We start from the raw sequence: 15,002 nt of genomic DNA, 5'->3' as shown, positions 1-15,002 counted from the left end.
ACACAAAGCCCCCGCCGCGGCATACCCTGCGCGTCATGACGGACACGCAGGCCCCGGACATCGCCGGTACCAATCCGCTCGCGCCCGCCCCCGAAGGCGCCCGCACCGCCGCCGACGTGGTCACCCCGGAGTTGGTGGCCCAGCTCACCAAGGGCGTCGTCGGCTCCGGCCGCACCGCCAACCACACCCCGTTCACCGGCGAGAAACTGGCCGACCTGCCCGAGTCCACCCCGAAGGACGTCGCCGAGGCCTTCGAGGCGGCCCGCGCCGCCCAGGCCGTGTGGGCGAAGACCCCGGTACGGCAGCGCGCCGCGGTCCTGCTCCGCTTCCACGACCTGGTGCTGGAGCGGCAGGCCGAGGTCCTCGACCTGATCCAGCTGGAGACCGGCAAGGCCCGCCTGCACGCGCACGAGGAGGTGCAGGCCGTCGCCGTCGCGGCCCGCCACTACGGCCGCCGGGCCGCCGCCTATCTGAAGCCCAAGCGGCACGCGGGCGCCATGCCGACGCTGACGAAGGTCACCGAACTGCGCCACCCGCGCGGGGTGGTGGGCCAGATCGCCCCCTGGAACTACCCGCTGGAGCTGTCCGTCGGCGACGCCCTGCCCGCCTTCGCCGCCGGCAACGCCGTGGTGATGAAGCCGGACACGGAGACCTGCCTCACCGCGCTGTGGGCCCGTGACCTGCTCATCGAGGCCGGCCTGCCCGAGGGCGTCTTCCAGGTCGTCCTCGGCGAGGGTCCCGTCGTCGGCCCGGAGCTGGTCAAGCACGCCGACTACGTCTCCTTCACCGGCTCCACCCGCACCGGCCGCGAGGTCGCCGTCGGCGCCGCCTCCCGCCTGGTCGGCGTCTCCCTCGAACTCGGCGGCAAGAACGCCATGCTGGTGCTGGAGGACGCCGACATCGAGAAGGCCGCCGCCGGAGCCGTACGCGCCTGCTTCTCCTCCGCCGGCCAGCTGTGCATCTCCATCGAGCGGCTGTACGTCCACGAGTCGATCGCCGACGCCTTCCTGGAGCGGTTCGCCGCCCGCACCAAGGCCATGCGGCTCGGCAACTCCCTCGCCTACGGCGCCGACATGGGCTCGCTGGTCGGCGAACGCCAGCTGGAGACCGTGCGGCGGCACGTCGAGGAGGCCGTCGCCAAGGGCGCGAAGGTGATCGCCGGCGGGGTGGCCCGTCCCGACATCGGCCCCTACTTCTTCGAGCCCACCATCCTCGACGGCGTCGAGACCTCCATGGCCGTCTGCGAGGAGGAGACCTTCGGCCCGGTCGTCTCCGTCTACCGCTTCAAGAGCGACGACGAGGCCGTCGAACGCGCCAACGCCACGCCGTACGGCCTGAACGCCTCCGTGTGGACGGCGAACGCCCGCCGCGGCCGGGACGTCGCCGCCCGCCTGCGCACCGGCACGGTCAACGTCAACGAGGGCTACGCCCCGGCCTACGGCAGCGTCCAGTCCCCGATGGGCGGCATGAAGGACTCCGGCCTGGGCCGCCGCCACGGCTCCGAGGGCATCCTCAAGTACACGGAGGCCCAGACGGTGGCGCAGCAGCGGCTGCTGCCGATGGCGCCTTCGCTCGGGATGGACGACGAGTCCTACGCCCGCTTCATGAGCACGAGCCTGAAGCTGATGAAGGCATTCCGGTTCCGCTAGGTCCTGTCGTCAAACTCCCGTCGTCCGCCCGGAGGGCGGGCCGCGCGGCGTCAGGTGCGTGCTCTCGGCGTGCCGGGCCCGGGCCCTCGTACTGGATGTACTTGGGTCGGGGCCCGGTGCGGCGAGAGTGCGTGCATGGCGTCGCGCGGCAGACGGGAGTTTGACGACAGGGCCTAGAGGCACCTCCGCCCAGCGCCCCTTCGCACCACACCCGTTCTCGACGAGGAGAGCACGTGTCGCAGGAGAAGTCTGTCCAGACCCGGGACGAGGACGGGTACGACTACGACGTGATCGTCGTCGGATCGGGGTTCGGCGGCTCGGTGTCCGCCCTCCGGCTCACCGAGAGGGGATACAGGGTCGGGGTACTGGAAGCCGGACGCCGCTTCACCCGCGCCACGCTGCCCAGGAACTCCTGGGATCTGAAGAACTACCTCTGGGCCCCGAGACTCGGCATGTTCGGCATCCAGCGCATCCATCTGCTGGGCAACGTGATGGTGCTGGCCGGCGCGGGCGTCGGCGGCGGCTCCCTCAACTACGCCAACACCCTCTACGTGCCGCCGAAGCCCTTCTTCGAGGACCCCCAGTGGCGGCACATCACCGACTGGCAGGAGGAGCTGAAGCCGTACTACGACCAGGCCCAGCGCATGCTCGGCGTGCGGCTCAACCCCACCATGACCCCCTCCGACGTCCACCTGAAGGCGGCGGCCGAGCGGATGGGCGTCGGCGACACCTTCCATCTCGCCCCGGTGGGCGTGTTCTTCGGTGACGGCAAGGACGCCGACGGCACGGCGAAGGCCCGGCCCGGCGAGCAGGTGAACGACCCGTACTTCGGCGGGGCCGGCCCCGACCGGAAGGCCTGCACCGAGTGCGGCGAGTGCATGACCGGCTGCCGGCACGGCGCGAAGAACACCCTCAACGAGAACTACCTGTACCTCGCCGAGAAGGCCGGCGCGGTCGTCCACCCCATGACGACGGTCGTGTCCGTCACGGACGACTCCCGCGGCGGCTACGCGGTGGCGACCCTGCCGACGGACCGGAAGAAGAAGGGCGAGGGCCGGCTCTTCACCGCCCGCAAGGTGGTCCTCGCGGCCGGCACCTACGGCACCCAGACCCTGCTGCACCGCATGAAGGCCGGTGGCCAGCTGCCGTACCTGTCCGCCCGGCTCGGCGACCTGACCCGCACCAACTCCGAGGCCCTGGTCGGCGCACAGACCGACAACCGCCGCTACCGCGGGGCGACCGGCGCGCCGCGGGCCGACTTCACGCAGGGCGTCGCCATCACATCCTCGATCCACCCCGACGAGAACACCCACATCGAACCGGTCCGCTACGGCAAGGGCTCCAACTCGATGGGCGGCCTGTCCATCCTCCAGGTGCCGTACGCGGAGGGCTCATCGCGCGTCCTCGCCTGGCTGGCCAACGCGGCACGGCACCCGCTGCTGGTCGCCCGTTCCCTGTCCAACCGGCGCTGGTCGGAGCGGACCATCATCGGCCTGGTCATGCAGTCCCTGGACAACTCGCTGACCACCTATCTGAAGCCCGGCGGGGTCGGCAAGGGCCTGCTCACCGCGCGGCAGGGGCACGGCGCGCCGAACCCCAAGCAGATCAGGGCCGCCACCGAGGCCGCCTCCGCGCTCGCCGCCGAGATCAACGGCTTCGCCGGCAGCAACATCGGCGAGCTGATGGGCACCCCGCTCACCGCGCACTTCCTCGGCGGCTGCCCCATCGGCGACTCCCCGGAGACGGGCGTGATCGACCCCTACCACCGGCTCTACGGCCACCCCGGCATCTCGGTCGTGGACGGCGCCGCGGTCTCGGCGAACCTGGGCGTGAACCCCTCGCTGACGATCACCGCGCAGGCCGAGCGGGCGATGTCGTTCTGGCCGAACAAGGGCGAGGAGGACCCGCGGCCGGCGCCCGGAGCGGCGTACGAGCGGCTGAAGCCGGTGGAGCCGCAGGCCCCGGCGGTCCCGGCGGACGCGTTCGGCGCGCTGCGGCTGCCGTTCCTGGGGATGCCGGCGGTACCGCCGAAGAAGTGACCGGAACGGCAAAGAGGGACCTGCATCCCCCTCCGAAGGCAGGTCCCTCTCACCGTTTTTCTTGATCCGGCAGGTTTGATCAGCGAAAAGCGCGAAGGGTTGCTCAGGAGACCCGCGATTTGTGTGTGAGCTGAGTCACATCGTGGGGGCGCGGGCATGGCGAAGGGCCCCGCGGGACGGAGAGGCCGCGGGGCCCTTCTTCCAGTCGGCACCGGCGTAAGGCCGGCACCCGATGCAGCAGTTGTCGGTGTTCCGCCGGCCGGCCCCGGGCGTCCCCGGAGCCGGCCGTTCTCTTGGGTGACCGGGCTGCTGTCCCCTGCCGTCCGGTCACGTCCTGGAGCGAGGTCCCACGGCGTACGGCACGACCCGTACGCCTCATCGCTCCAGCGAGCCACGCGTGGTTCTTTCGGGCCCGCCCCTGGCTGGCACGGACATCCCCCTCAACGAAGCGGTGCGCGGGCCGGTCACGCGCCGTACGGGTGAGAGCGGGACCGAACTCAGATACGACCCCGGCTCAGCTCCAGCAGGGTCATGGCGAGGGCGGTGCCGGGCTTGCCGAGCGCGTCCCGGTAGCGGCCGAGGATCTCCATCTCCCGGGACAGGTGCACCCGCCGCCCGCCCGAGGCGATACGGGTCTGCTGGACGACGGCGGAGACGGCCATCCGCTCCTGCACGAGACCGATGATCCGGTCGTCGAGCGCGTCGATGCGCTCACGGGCGTCGGCGATGATCGCCTCCGGAGCGGCGTCCGCCGTGGTGTCCGGTGCGGTGGTGGTCATGTCGGGCTCCTCGCTGGGATGAGTGCCCCGGAACGACACGGCCCGGAGAAACGACAGGCGCCCCGGGCCTTGTCGGCCCGGGGCGCCTGGGAAGTCGCTTGGCGTCAGCTCAAGCAGCACGACCATGGCAGCCGGCGGGCCGGATGCCATAGGTAAAGACGAAGGTCGAGTGCTTGCGCATGCGGTCAGTATGCCACAGCGGCTTCTCTCGGAGGTCCCCCGGCCACCCCGTTAGAATCGGAAGCACAGACCCCCGCCCGACCACCAGAAGGCACCCCGTGTCATCAGCGACCCAGTCTGCCGCCACCCCCGACACCGTCCTGGTCGTCGACTTCGGCGCGCAGTACGCCCAGCTCATCGCCCGACGCGTCCGCGAGGCGCGGGTCTACAGCGAGATCGTGCCCAGCACCATGCCGGTCGCCGAGATACTCGCCAAGAACCCCGCGGCGATCATCCTCTCCGGCGGCCCCTCGTCCGTGTACGAGGAGGGCGCCCCCACCCTCGACCGCGAGATCTTCGAGGCCGGCGTCCCCGTCTTCGGCATGTGCTACGGCTTCCAGCTCATGGCGCAGGCCCTCGGCGGCACGGTCGACAACACCGGCGCCCGTGAGTACGGCCGTACCGACCTGCACGTCGCCAAGAACTCCTCCACCCTCTTCGAGGGCACCCCGGCCGAGCAGCACGTGTGGATGTCGCACGGCGACGCCTGTTCCGCCGCCCCCGAGGGCTTCGCGGTCACCGCGTCCACGGACGTCGTCCCGGTCGCCGCGTTCGAGAACGACGAGAAGAAGCTCTACGGCGTCCAGTACCACCCCGAGGTCATGCACTCCACGCACGGCCAGCAGGTGCTGGAGCACTTCCTGTACCGCGGTGCCGGCCTGGAGCCGAACTGGACCACCGGCAACGTGATCGAGGAGCAGGTCGAGGCCATCCGCGAGCTGGTCGGCGACAAGCGCGCGATCTGCGGCCTGTCCGGCGGCGTGGACTCCGCCGTCGCCGCCGCCCTCGTCCAGAAGGCCATCGGCTCCCAGCTGACCTGCGTGTACGTCGATCACGGCCTGATGCGCAAGGGCGAGACCGAGCAGGTCGAGAAGGACTTCGTCGCGGCCACCGGCGTGCAGCTGAAGGTCGTCGACGCCGAGGAGCGCTTCCTCAAGGCGCTCGCCGGGGTCACCGACCCCGAGGAGAAGCGGAAGATCATCGGCCGCGAGTTCATCCGCGTCTTCGAGCAGGCGCAGGCCGAGATCATCGCCGACGAGGGCCCGGCCGTGGAGTTCCTGGTCCAGGGCACCCTCTACCCCGACGTGGTCGAGTCCGGCGGCGGCACCGGCACCGCGAACATCAAGTCCCACCACAACGTCGGCGGCCTGCCCGAGGACCTCGAGTTCAAGCTCATCGAGCCGCTGCGCAAGCTGTTCAAGGACGAGGTCCGCATGGTCGGCCAGGAGCTGGGCCTGCCGGAGGAGATCGTCCAGCGCCAGCCCTTCCCGGGCCCGGGCCTCGGCATCCGCATCGTTGGCGAGGTCACCAAGGAGCGGCTGGACCTGCTGCGCGAGGCCGACGCCATCGCCCGCGAGGAGCTGACCGCGGCCGGCCTGGACCGTGACATCTGGCAGTGCCCGGTGGTCCTGCTCGCCGACGTCCGCAGCGTGGGCGTCCAGGGCGACGGCCGCACCTACGGCCACCCCATCGTCCTGCGCCCGGTCTCCTCCGAGGACGCGATGACGGCCGACTGGTCGCGTCTGCCGTACGACGTGCTGGCGAGGATCTCCACCCGCATCACCAACGAGGTCCGTGACGTCAACCGGGTCGTCCTCGACGTGACGAGCAAGCCGCCGGGCACGATCGAGTGGGAGTAGTCCTCCCTAGGCCCTGTCGTCAAACTCCCGTCTGCCGCGCGACGCCATGCACGCACTCTCGCCGCACCGGGCCCCGACCCAAGTACATCCAGTACGAGGGCCGGGGCCCGGCACGCCGAGAGCACGCACCTGACGCCGCGCGGCCCGTCCTCCGGGCGGACGACGGGAGTTTGACGACAGGACCTAGGTCCGCTTGAGAGCGCGCACCGGCTCTCCGGGCCTCCAGACCTGGGTGACCAGATACGTGTCGTCCTCGACGCAGGTCCGTACGACCTCCGTCAGCTCGGTGCGGAAGAGGTGGAACGGCTGCGGCGGTTCCACCTCTTTCACGTAGGCGTCCCGGGCCTCGCCGTCCTGGACCTCGTACGCCCGTCCGCCGATCCGGACGTCGCCGCCGCCCATGTCCGTTCCCGCGCCCGGGTTGGCCTGGAGGGTGAACCGGGGGTCGCGGCGCAGGTCGAGGGCTTTCACCGAGCCCGGCATCATGCCGAGCCACAGCTCCCCGCCCAGGAAACGGACCTCGATCCCGCAGGTGCGGGGCGAGCCGTCCTTGCGGAGCGTCGCGAGGACATGGTGCCGGTAGGCGCCGAAGCGCTCCTCGGCGATCTTCGCCAGATCGGGTACGGCGGTGCGGAAGGCCGCCCAGTTCACAGGGGTCATGCGCGGCAGTCTCCCCGGGAATCCCGACATCTCCTGTCGGATATGCGCGGCGCACGGCATCTTTACCGCACGGCTCTGCCCTTTTGCGCCGGCCGGCGGTACCTTCCGGCGCGTACCGCAATCCCCGTACGGGAGGATCCATGCACGGGCCCAACCCGCCCCTGCCGCTGCCCACCCACCAGCTGCAGTTCGCCATGCCGCCGATGCACGACTCGGCCGAGGACGAGCGCCGGCACCGCAAGGAGCGGCTCGCGGGCGCCCTGCGGATCTTCGGGCGGGCGGGCTTCGAGGACGGAGTGTCGGGACACATCACGGCCCGGGACCCGGAGTTCACCGACTGCTACTGGGTCAACCCCTTCGGGATGCCGTTCAAGCACGTCACCGTCGCCGATCTCGTCCTCGTCAACCAGGACGGGCAGGTCGTCGAGGGCCGCTACCACGTCAACCAGGCCGCGTTCACCGTGCACGCCCAGGTGCACGCCGCCCGCCCCGACGTCGTCGCCGTCGCCCACTGCCACTCCGTGCACGGCCGCGCCCTCGCCGCCCTCGGCGACCTCATCGACCCCATCACCCAGGAGAGCTGCGCCTTCTACGAGGACCTCGCCCTGTACGACGCCTACACCGGCGTCACCGTGGACGCCGAGGAGGGCCGCCGGATCGCCGGCGCGCTCGGCTCCCGCAAGGCCCTCGTGCTGCGCAACCACGGGCTGCTCACCGTCGGCGACTCGGTGGACGCGGCCGCATGGTGGTTCCTGTCCCTGGACCGGTCCTGCCAGGTGCAGCTGCTGGCCAGGGCGGCGGGCCGGCCGGTGCTCATCGACCACAAGCTCGCCGTCGCCACCCGCGAACAGCTCGGCGGCGACCTCGTGGCCTGGATCAACTACCAGCCCCTGTGGCAGGACATCAGCCGCAGCGAACCGGACCTGCTCGGCTGACCTGCCGCAGCGGTGCGGCAGTGCCTGATCCGCCGCCGGGTCAACACGGCGGTCCCGGCTTCACCCCCGGTGACCCGGCCCCGGCGCACCAAAGGGCCCGGGGTAGGGCACAATTCGCTGGCAGCACAGGGGAGGTGGCCGGCCGTCACGCACACTGCGGGTGGCGGCGGCGGATCGGCAGGTCGCGGGGAAGGCGGGCGTCGGGCGTGGCGGTGCAGGAGGCGAGAGGGCACACGGACGCCGACGGCGTCCACGAGGGCGGCTGCACCTGCGGTGACTGCCCGCACGGCGCCCGCGAGGGACACCGGCGGGCCGTGGCCGCGTTCCTGCGCCGGCGCGACGAGTTCGCCGCCGGCCGGGGACTGCCGGCGGCCGTGGCCCACTCGGCCTCCGCGTCGCGCCAGTGGGTCTCCGAGGAACTGACCCAGCGGGCCGAGGCCGTCGCCGAACAGAGCCGGACCGAGGGCGCGGCCCGGCTCGCCCGGCTGTGGCTGCGGACGGTGTACGCGGTGTGGGGCGCGGTCACCGCGCTGCTGCTCGCCGAGGCGCTCACCGCGATCGGCGCGGGCTGGACCGGCGCCCGCACCGCGGCCCTGCTCGCCGCGCTCCTCGTCGCCGCCGCGCTCACCACCGCCTGTTTCTTCCACCGGGCGCGCGGCGGCGCGCTCGCACCGGTGATCGGCGAGGACAACCGCGTCTCCACCTCCCGTACCGTCGCCGCCTGCTGGGTCCTGTTCGTCGCGTACGCGGTCCTGCTGCTCGCCGCCCGCCTGGCCGCCGCCTCCGACCACGCCGAACGCGACGCGCTGCTCTCCGGCCTCGACCTGGCGCGCGGCGCGGGCGTGGTGACCGTCCTCGCCGTGGTGTGCGGCGTCGCCGTCCTGGTCCGCCGGGTGGTGGGCCTGCGCATCCTCGCCCAGCGGCTGCAGAAGGTGCCCGCCCACCGTCCGCGCGCCGCCGACCTGCTCACCGACGACTCCGGCCGGGGCGCCTTCACCGACATCCAGTACGTCGTCATCAGCGCCGTCGCCCTGCTGTTCGCCGCCGTACGACTGGCCCGCCGCCCCGACCAGCTGCCCGACCTGCCCTGGGGCCTGGGCGTGATCGTGCTGATCTCGGCCGCGACCTACCTGGCCGGCAAATACGCCGAGGGCGGCCGGCCGGTGATCCTCTCGGTGGTCCGCGCCCGCGAACCCGGCGACCTCGACGGCCCGATCCGCACCGGCGACGACATCGAGATCCGCGGCAGCGGCTTCGTCCCGCCCGGCGCCCAGAGCGCCGACCGGCTCTCCCGCATGGTCGTCCGCATCGGCGCGGTCGACGTCCACGTCCCCCTGGTCCCGGTCACGGGCGGCTTCCGCAACCCCACCGACAACGCCCTGACCGTGCCCGTGCCGGCCGAGGTGGAGCCCGGCGCGGTGGAGGTGCAGGTGGTGACCGCGGCCGGGGTGGCGACCAACCGGTGCGTCGTCCAGGTGACGGAGTGAACGACCCGCCCACGGCCGGGTTTTCGAGCTTCGCCCGGCTCCTGCCGTGATCCTCGGTGCAGTTGCCGCCAACCGAGCAGAACATCGCCGGTACCGCGCCACCGCACTCACGCCCACCGAGAACATCCGCATCCGCCTGCGCTGCGCCCACGGGTGGGGCATCCGCGTGGTCCCGTCACGCCAGGTGCCCCGCGCGGGCTTCCGCCTGACGCCGACCGAGTTGCTGCCTGGGCCGAGCTGACCGGTCTGGCGCTGGGCCCGGAGCCGCAGGAGACCCGGCTGCGCGAGGGCGCCCTCGCTGGCCACTGGGCGACGACAGCGGCGCACCGGCCCACCGGCGAACGGCTCGCCGCCGTGGCCGTCGGCACGCTGGTACCGACGTGCGGCGACGGCGTCGTACGGATCCGGACGGGAGACTGGCCCGCTCCGCCCGCCGGCCCACCTCGCGACCGACTGCGCATCACCCGTCCGGCCCGCGACCGGACAGCGGACGTCCGCCAGGAGTTCGCCCGCCAGGAGATCGACGCGTCGACCGTCCGCCGTGTGCACCTCTCGCCCGCGCGGCCGGCGCGGACCACGTACGCTCGGCCGGCTCGCGGCCACCGTCGTCCGCGTGGGCACCCCGTACGGCATCGACCTCGCCGCCCGCCGGCCCCGGTTGTGGATGGTGCCGCCGGAGGACGACCGGACCGAGTCCCCGCGCACCGTCCGGATCCGCTTCGACACTGCCGTCACAGGCCCGTCCGGGCCGCCTGCCGTGCCGTGCTCGGCACTTCTGGTGGCCGGCCGCCGTGGCTGCCGTCGTGACGGGGTTCCTGGCGCGGCGGCGGGTGCCGCAGGCCGCGGCGGCACTGGCCGAGCACCTGGAGTCCGCGGTCGACGTCCACCCGCGACGACCGGCGGAGGAGATCGGGCTCACCCGATCGACCGATGGGCCGGCCGACCGCCGCCCGGGTCTCGCCCTGAACCGCATCGCGCGCCAAGGCCACGTGAGGCCCGTGTGAGGCCCACAGGAAGCCCGCCCCCACCGTTCACGCCGACGCCCGAAATCTGGAAAATCGTTCAGGACAGGATTGAACGGGCTCCCTTCGTCATACGTATGGTCACGTGAGGGGTGCTTCGGCGGGCGAGAGGCGGCTGGCAGCGATGACTCACGGGATGCGGACGGACATGCGCACCACCCGGCTGGACGGCCACCGCACCTGGCGGGACACCGCCGGCCACTACGCCCTGCTGCCACTGCGCGTCTTCCTGGGCATCACCTTCCTCTACGCCGGTGTGGACAAGCTCACCGACAGCGCGTTCATGAAGTCCGGCGGCGCCGGCTCCATCGGCAACACCATGCGCGCGGCCCGCGACTCCGCCGCCCTCCCGGCCCTGGTCGACCTGGCCTTGAAGAGCCCGGTCGGCTTCGGCTACGCCATCGCCCTCGGTGAACTGGCCGTCGGCATCGGCATCCTGCTCGGCCTGTTCGGCCGGCTGGCCGCACTCGGCGGCGCGCTGATCTCCCTCAGCCTCTGGCTGACGGTGAGCTGGGCGACCACCCCCTACTACTACGGCAACGACCTGGCCTACCTGATGGCCTGGCTCCCCCTGATCCTCGCCGGCACCCCCTACCTCTCCGTCGACGCCGCCTGGCGGGCCCGACGTCGACTGACCGGCGGCTACCGCTGACCGCTCCCGGCGCCGCCCCGTCTGCGTATGCCCCGGGTCAGCGCCGCCGTGGCGCCGGCCAGGCAGAGCCCGCCCACGACCAGCGGGACGACCGCGAACCACGGTGTCTCCCACAGACCGCCCGCGTCCCCCGCGAAGGCCACAGCGGTGGCGGTGAGGAAGAGCCCGGCGACCAGCTTCCCGGGCTGGAACTCATGACGCAGCACGGCTGACCTCCACCTGTCCCACTCCGACGCCGAGCGTCAGATCCAGCGTGCCGCCCTTCCCGGCACCCTTGGCCGGCGCCAGCGTCACCTCCTTGTGCCTGCCGGGCTGCACGTCCACGTCCTTCCCGCTGTCCCCGGGCAACCGGATGTCGCCCACCCCCACATCGATGCTCAGCCGCACCGCCGCGTCCACCGGCACGATCACCTTCAGCTGTCCCGCGCCCACCCGGGCGTCCGTCGCGACCGTCTGACCCCTGGCCGGGTGCACCCGGGTCAGGTCCAAGGTGCCCCGCCCGGTGCCGAGGTCGTACCCGGACCGCACATGGGCCGCGGCGACCGGCTTCCAGGACGTCTCCCGCCAGTCGGTGGTGATGTCCCGGGGCAGCGCCGCCGCCCCCGCGAGCAGCCCCGCCGTGACCAGCGCCAGGAACACCGTGCCGGCCCCGGTGCGGCCCAGGAACGCGCTGAGCGTGATGCCCAGCCCGAACACCGCGAGCATGCACGCCAGTCCCGTCTGCAGGCTGGTGCCCAACGGGTGCGTGTCCCAGCTGAGCCCCGTGCCCAGGCCCCCCGCCAGCAGGGCGAGCAGGAACACCCAGCCGCCGATCCAGCGCGGGCCGCGCGGTCTCGGGGGCGCGGCGTGCGGCGTCTGTATCGTCCCGGGGTGGGCCCAGGGGATGGGTATGCCGACGTCCACGACCGAGGTGAGATCGCGCTCGCGGGCGTCCCCGGGCCCCCACAGATAGCCGGTGCCGCCGACATGGGTGCCGTCCTTGACGATCGGGTCCCGCCACCAGGAGGGGTAGGTGGTGACCACCGGCGGCGCCTGGGCCTCCGGCGGGGCGTCGGCCGCGGCCTGGGCGGCCAGGGGGTCGGGGTCGGGGGCGCCACGGCGCCGCGACCAGTACCCCGCGCCGGCGAGCAACAGCGAGAGCACCGTGGCGAACGCCAGCACCCCGCCGTTCCTCAGCATCGTCAGGAAGATCCCGCAGCCGACCAGGGCGAACAGCACGGCGGCCAGCGCCTGGCCGTCCACCCGGCCCGTGAAGAGCTTGCGCAGCTCGTTCTCCTCCTCGTCCTCGTACGGCACCAGGAGCCAGGCGAAGCCGTAGAAGATGAGGCCCAGTCCGCCGGTCGCGGAGAGAACGGCCAGCGTGATCCGGAAGATGACGGGGTCCATGTCCGTCTGCCGGCCGAGTCCCGCGCACACCCCCGCGATCATCTTGTGCCGGCGGTCGCGCCGGAACCTGCCGGGCACCTCGGCGCCCTCCTGCCGCTCCGGCTCGTGCGTGGGGGAGTCGGGGCCGGCACCGGCCGCTCCCGTCTCTTGCGTCGCGGCGGGCGCGGCATCCGTCGGCCCGGTGCCCGGGGCCGGGCGCGGGCCGGGGCCGGGTCCCGGACCCGTCGCGGCGTGCTCGTGATCCGTCATGCGTCCATGGTGACGGCCCCGCCGCCGCGGCGGCAGTCGGGACGACCCTGGGCCAACCCTGAAATCGGCCCTGAGACGGGGCGGGGAAGCGTTCGAGCGGCACGACCGCCGCGCAACGCCCCGCCGAACCGCCCGCCCGGACCGGCCCCGACGGAACATCAGGGGCGTCTCGGGGGCCGACCCTGATGCCCCCTCGCGCCGCCCGTGTGACCATCGTTGGCATGCCGGAAGCCGCAAGCCTGCCACTCGACGACCCGCGGCCCCCGCGCAAGCTCTACCGCAGCAGCGACGGACGCTGGCTCGGCGGAGTGGCGCGGGGCCTCGCCGGGCACCTCGGGCTGCCCGTCGTGTGGGTGCGGCTCGTCTTCGTCGGCCTGTTCATGGCCGACGGACTCGGAGCGCTGCTGTACGCCGCGTTCTGGTTCTTCGTGCCGCTCGGCATCGGCGGCGTCGGCGACCAGAAGCCGTCGCTGGTGGGCACGGAGACCTCGCCGGACGGCCGCCGCAGACTGGTGGCCCGCAAGCCGGACCGGGGACAGATCGTCGCGCTGCTCCTCATGGTCATCGTGTCCGTGGTCTTCGTGGGCAGCGTGAACCTGGGCAGCGCGACCAAGGCGTATCTGGTGCCCGCCGTGCTCGTCGCCGCCGGTGTCGCCCTGGTCTGGCGTCAGGCGGACAACGCCCGCCGGGCCCGCTGGGCCGAGGCCGGCCGCCGGCGCCGCACCCTCACCCTGCTCCGCGCGGCCGGCGGTGTCCTGCTCGTCACGGCCGGTGTCTCCGCCATCTTCGTCCTGCAGGGCTCGACCGCCCACCTCGGCGCCGTCCTGCAGGCCGCGCTCGCCGTCCTCGTCGGCATCACCCTGCTCGCCGGCCCCTACCTGGTCCGCATGACCCAGGACCTGTCCGAGGAGCGCCTGATGCGCATCCGCGCCCAGGAACGCGCCGAGGTCGCCGCCCATGTCCACGATTCCGTGCTGCACACCCTCACCCTGATCCAGCGCAACGCCGACAACGCGGGCGAGGTGCGCCGCCTCGCCCGCGCCCAGGAGCGTGACCTGCGCACCTGGCTGTACAAGCCGGAGGGCACCGGCAAGGACGAGGCCGACGAACCGGACACGGTCGCCGAGGCGGTGCGCCGCAACGCCGCCGAGGTGGAGGACAAGCACGGCGTGCCCATCGAGGTCGTGATCGTCGGCGACTGCCCGCTCGACGAGAAGACCGGTGCACAGATGCAGGCCGCGCGCGAGGCGATGGTGAACGCCGCCAAGTACGGTGGCGAGGGCGGTGCCATACAGGTCTACGCCGAAGTCGAGGGACGGACGGTCTTCGTGTCCGTGCGGGACCGCGGCCCCGGCTTCGACCTCGACGCGATACCCGCCGACCGCATGGGTGTCAGAGAATCGATCATCGGCCGCATGGAGCGCAACGGCGGCACGGCCCGGCTGCGGGCGGTGCCGGGCGGCGGCACCGAGGTCGAGCTGGAGATGGAGAGGGCGGAGACGTCATGAGTGACGCGACCGAGGCGAACGGCACGGCGGGAGCGGCGGAGGCGGCCGAGTCCGGCCGGACGGGCGGCGGCGCGGGCGGGCGGCACGTACGGGTGGTGCTCGTGGACGACCACCGGATGTTCCGCACCGGCGTCCAGGCCGAGATCGGCCAGACCGCCGAGACCGGGGTCGAGGTGGTCGGCGAGGCCGCGGACGTCGACCAGGCGGTCGCGGTCATCACCGCCACCCGGCCCGAGGTGGTCCTGCTCGACGTCCACCTGCCGGGCGGAGGCGGGGTCGAAGTGCTGCGCCGGTGCGCGGCGTTGATGACGGACGCCGAGCAGCCGGTCCGCTTCCTCGCCCTGTCCGTGTCGGACGCGGCGGAGGACGTCATCGGGGTGATCCGCGGCGGCGCCCGCGGCTATGTCACCAAGACCATCACCGGCACCGACCTGGTCGACTCGATCTTCCGCGTCCAGGAGGGCGACGCCGTCTTCTCCCCGCGGCTGGCCGGGTTCGTCCTGGACGCCTTCGCCTCCACCGACGCCCCGCCCGTGGACGAGGACCTGGACCGCCTCACCCAGCGGGAACGCGAGGTGCTGCGCCTGATCGCCCGGGGCTACGCCTACAAGGAGATCGCCAAGCAGCTGTTCATCTCCGTGAAGACGGTCGAGTCCCATGTCTCGGCGGTCCTGCGCAAGCTCCAGCTGTCCAACCGGCACGAACTGACCCGCTGGGCGACCGCGCGCCGGCTGGTCTGACCCCTACGGCCCCGCCCTGGCTCACCCCGCAGCCGCC

The 15,002-nt window shown here is 72.7% G+C and carries 13 protein-coding genes; 9 read left to right on the top strand and 4 right to left on the bottom strand.

Features of this window, described 5'->3' with window-relative positions; translation table 11 throughout:
• The first annotated feature begins 35 nt into the window (after positions 1-35).
• The gene (locus AB0L21_RS05635) at positions 36-1,649 is read left to right on the top strand and encodes a succinic semialdehyde dehydrogenase (RefSeq protein ID WP_365704670.1); all 1,614 of its coding nucleotides are present in this window, start codon (positions 36-38) and stop codon (positions 1,647-1,649) included.
• A gap of 233 nt (positions 1,650-1,882) precedes the next feature.
• A complete protein-coding gene (locus AB0L21_RS05630; protein ID WP_365782424.1) occupies positions 1,883-3,688 on the top strand; it encodes a GMC family oxidoreductase in 1,806 nt (601 codons plus the stop codon).
• 497 nt (positions 3,689-4,185) lie between these two features.
• Here the strand turns inward: AB0L21_RS05630 and AB0L21_RS05625 are convergent, their stop codons facing one another.
• Positions 4,186-4,467 (bottom strand): chorismate mutase, encoded by a 282-nt coding sequence (locus tag AB0L21_RS05625; RefSeq protein WP_365711532.1) that lies wholly within the window; start codon positions 4,465-4,467, stop codon positions 4,186-4,188.
• A gap of 278 nt (positions 4,468-4,745) precedes the next feature.
• On the opposite strand from AB0L21_RS05625, the gene guaA reads away from it, so the two are divergent.
• Positions 4,746-6,326, top strand: coding sequence for a glutamine-hydrolyzing GMP synthase (guaA, locus tag AB0L21_RS05620; protein ID WP_365711534.1), 1,581 nt, complete (start codon positions 4,746-4,748; stop codon positions 6,324-6,326).
• Between the two features lie 183 nt (positions 6,327-6,509).
• Here the strand turns inward: guaA and AB0L21_RS05615 are convergent, their stop codons facing one another.
• Positions 6,510-6,986, bottom strand: coding sequence for a pyridoxamine 5'-phosphate oxidase family protein (locus tag AB0L21_RS05615; protein WP_365707715.1), 477 nt, complete (start codon positions 6,984-6,986; stop codon positions 6,510-6,512).
• Between the two features lie 140 nt (positions 6,987-7,126).
• Here AB0L21_RS05615 and AB0L21_RS05610 point away from each other — a divergent pair, with 140 nt between their 5' ends.
• The 4 genes from AB0L21_RS05610 (at position 7,127) to AB0L21_RS05595 (ending at position 11,082) form a co-directional block, all read left to right on the top strand.
• Positions 7,127-7,921 (top strand): class II aldolase/adducin family protein, encoded by a 795-nt coding sequence (locus tag AB0L21_RS05610; protein WP_365707713.1) that lies wholly within the window; start codon positions 7,127-7,129, stop codon positions 7,919-7,921.
• A gap of 206 nt (positions 7,922-8,127) precedes the next feature.
• Entirely contained in the window at positions 8,128-9,408 is a 1,281-nt protein-coding gene (locus AB0L21_RS05605) for a hypothetical protein (RefSeq protein WP_365707711.1), read from the top strand.
• Between the two features lie 791 nt (positions 9,409-10,199).
• The gene (locus tag AB0L21_RS05600) at positions 10,200-10,412 is read left to right on the top strand and encodes a hypothetical protein (protein WP_365782422.1); all 213 of its coding nucleotides are present in this window, start codon (positions 10,200-10,202) and stop codon (positions 10,410-10,412) included.
• A gap of 142 nt (positions 10,413-10,554) precedes the next feature.
• Positions 10,555-11,082, top strand: coding sequence for a DoxX family protein (locus AB0L21_RS05595; protein ID WP_365782421.1), 528 nt, complete (start codon positions 10,555-10,557; stop codon positions 11,080-11,082).
• Here the strand turns inward: AB0L21_RS05595 and AB0L21_RS05590 are convergent.
• Together AB0L21_RS05590 and AB0L21_RS05585 are read right to left on the bottom strand one after the other, a co-directional pair.
• Complete coding sequence (locus AB0L21_RS05590) at positions 11,073-11,288, bottom strand: hypothetical protein (protein ID WP_365782419.1); 216 nt, start codon at positions 11,286-11,288, stop codon at positions 11,073-11,075. The genes AB0L21_RS05595 and AB0L21_RS05590 overlap by 10 nt on opposite strands.
• On the bottom strand, positions 11,275-12,717 hold the full coding sequence (locus AB0L21_RS05585; RefSeq protein ID WP_365782417.1) for a PspC domain-containing protein: 1,443 nt from the start codon (positions 12,715-12,717) through the stop codon (positions 11,275-11,277). Before AB0L21_RS05585 ends, AB0L21_RS05590 begins: the two co-directional genes overlap by 14 nt.
• A gap of 221 nt (positions 12,718-12,938) precedes the next feature.
• Between AB0L21_RS05585 and AB0L21_RS05580 the strand changes: the two genes are divergently transcribed.
• Positions 12,939-14,225: a PspC domain-containing protein gene (locus AB0L21_RS05580; RefSeq protein WP_365707701.1), complete on the top strand. Its 1,287-nt coding sequence runs from the start codon at positions 12,939-12,941 to the stop codon at positions 14,223-14,225.
• Positions 14,222-14,965 (top strand): response regulator transcription factor, encoded by a 744-nt coding sequence (locus AB0L21_RS05575; protein ID WP_365707699.1) that lies wholly within the window; start codon positions 14,222-14,224, stop codon positions 14,963-14,965. The genes AB0L21_RS05580 and AB0L21_RS05575 overlap by 4 nt, the downstream gene beginning before the upstream one ends.
• The last annotated feature ends 37 nt before the right edge of the window (positions 14,966-15,002 follow it).

It is taken from the genome of Streptomyces sp. NPDC052721 (assembly GCF_040678315.1).
GTDB lineage: Bacteria > Actinomycetota > Actinomycetes > Streptomycetales > Streptomycetaceae > Streptomyces.
This window is presented reverse-complemented; position numbering and strand designations above follow the sequence as displayed.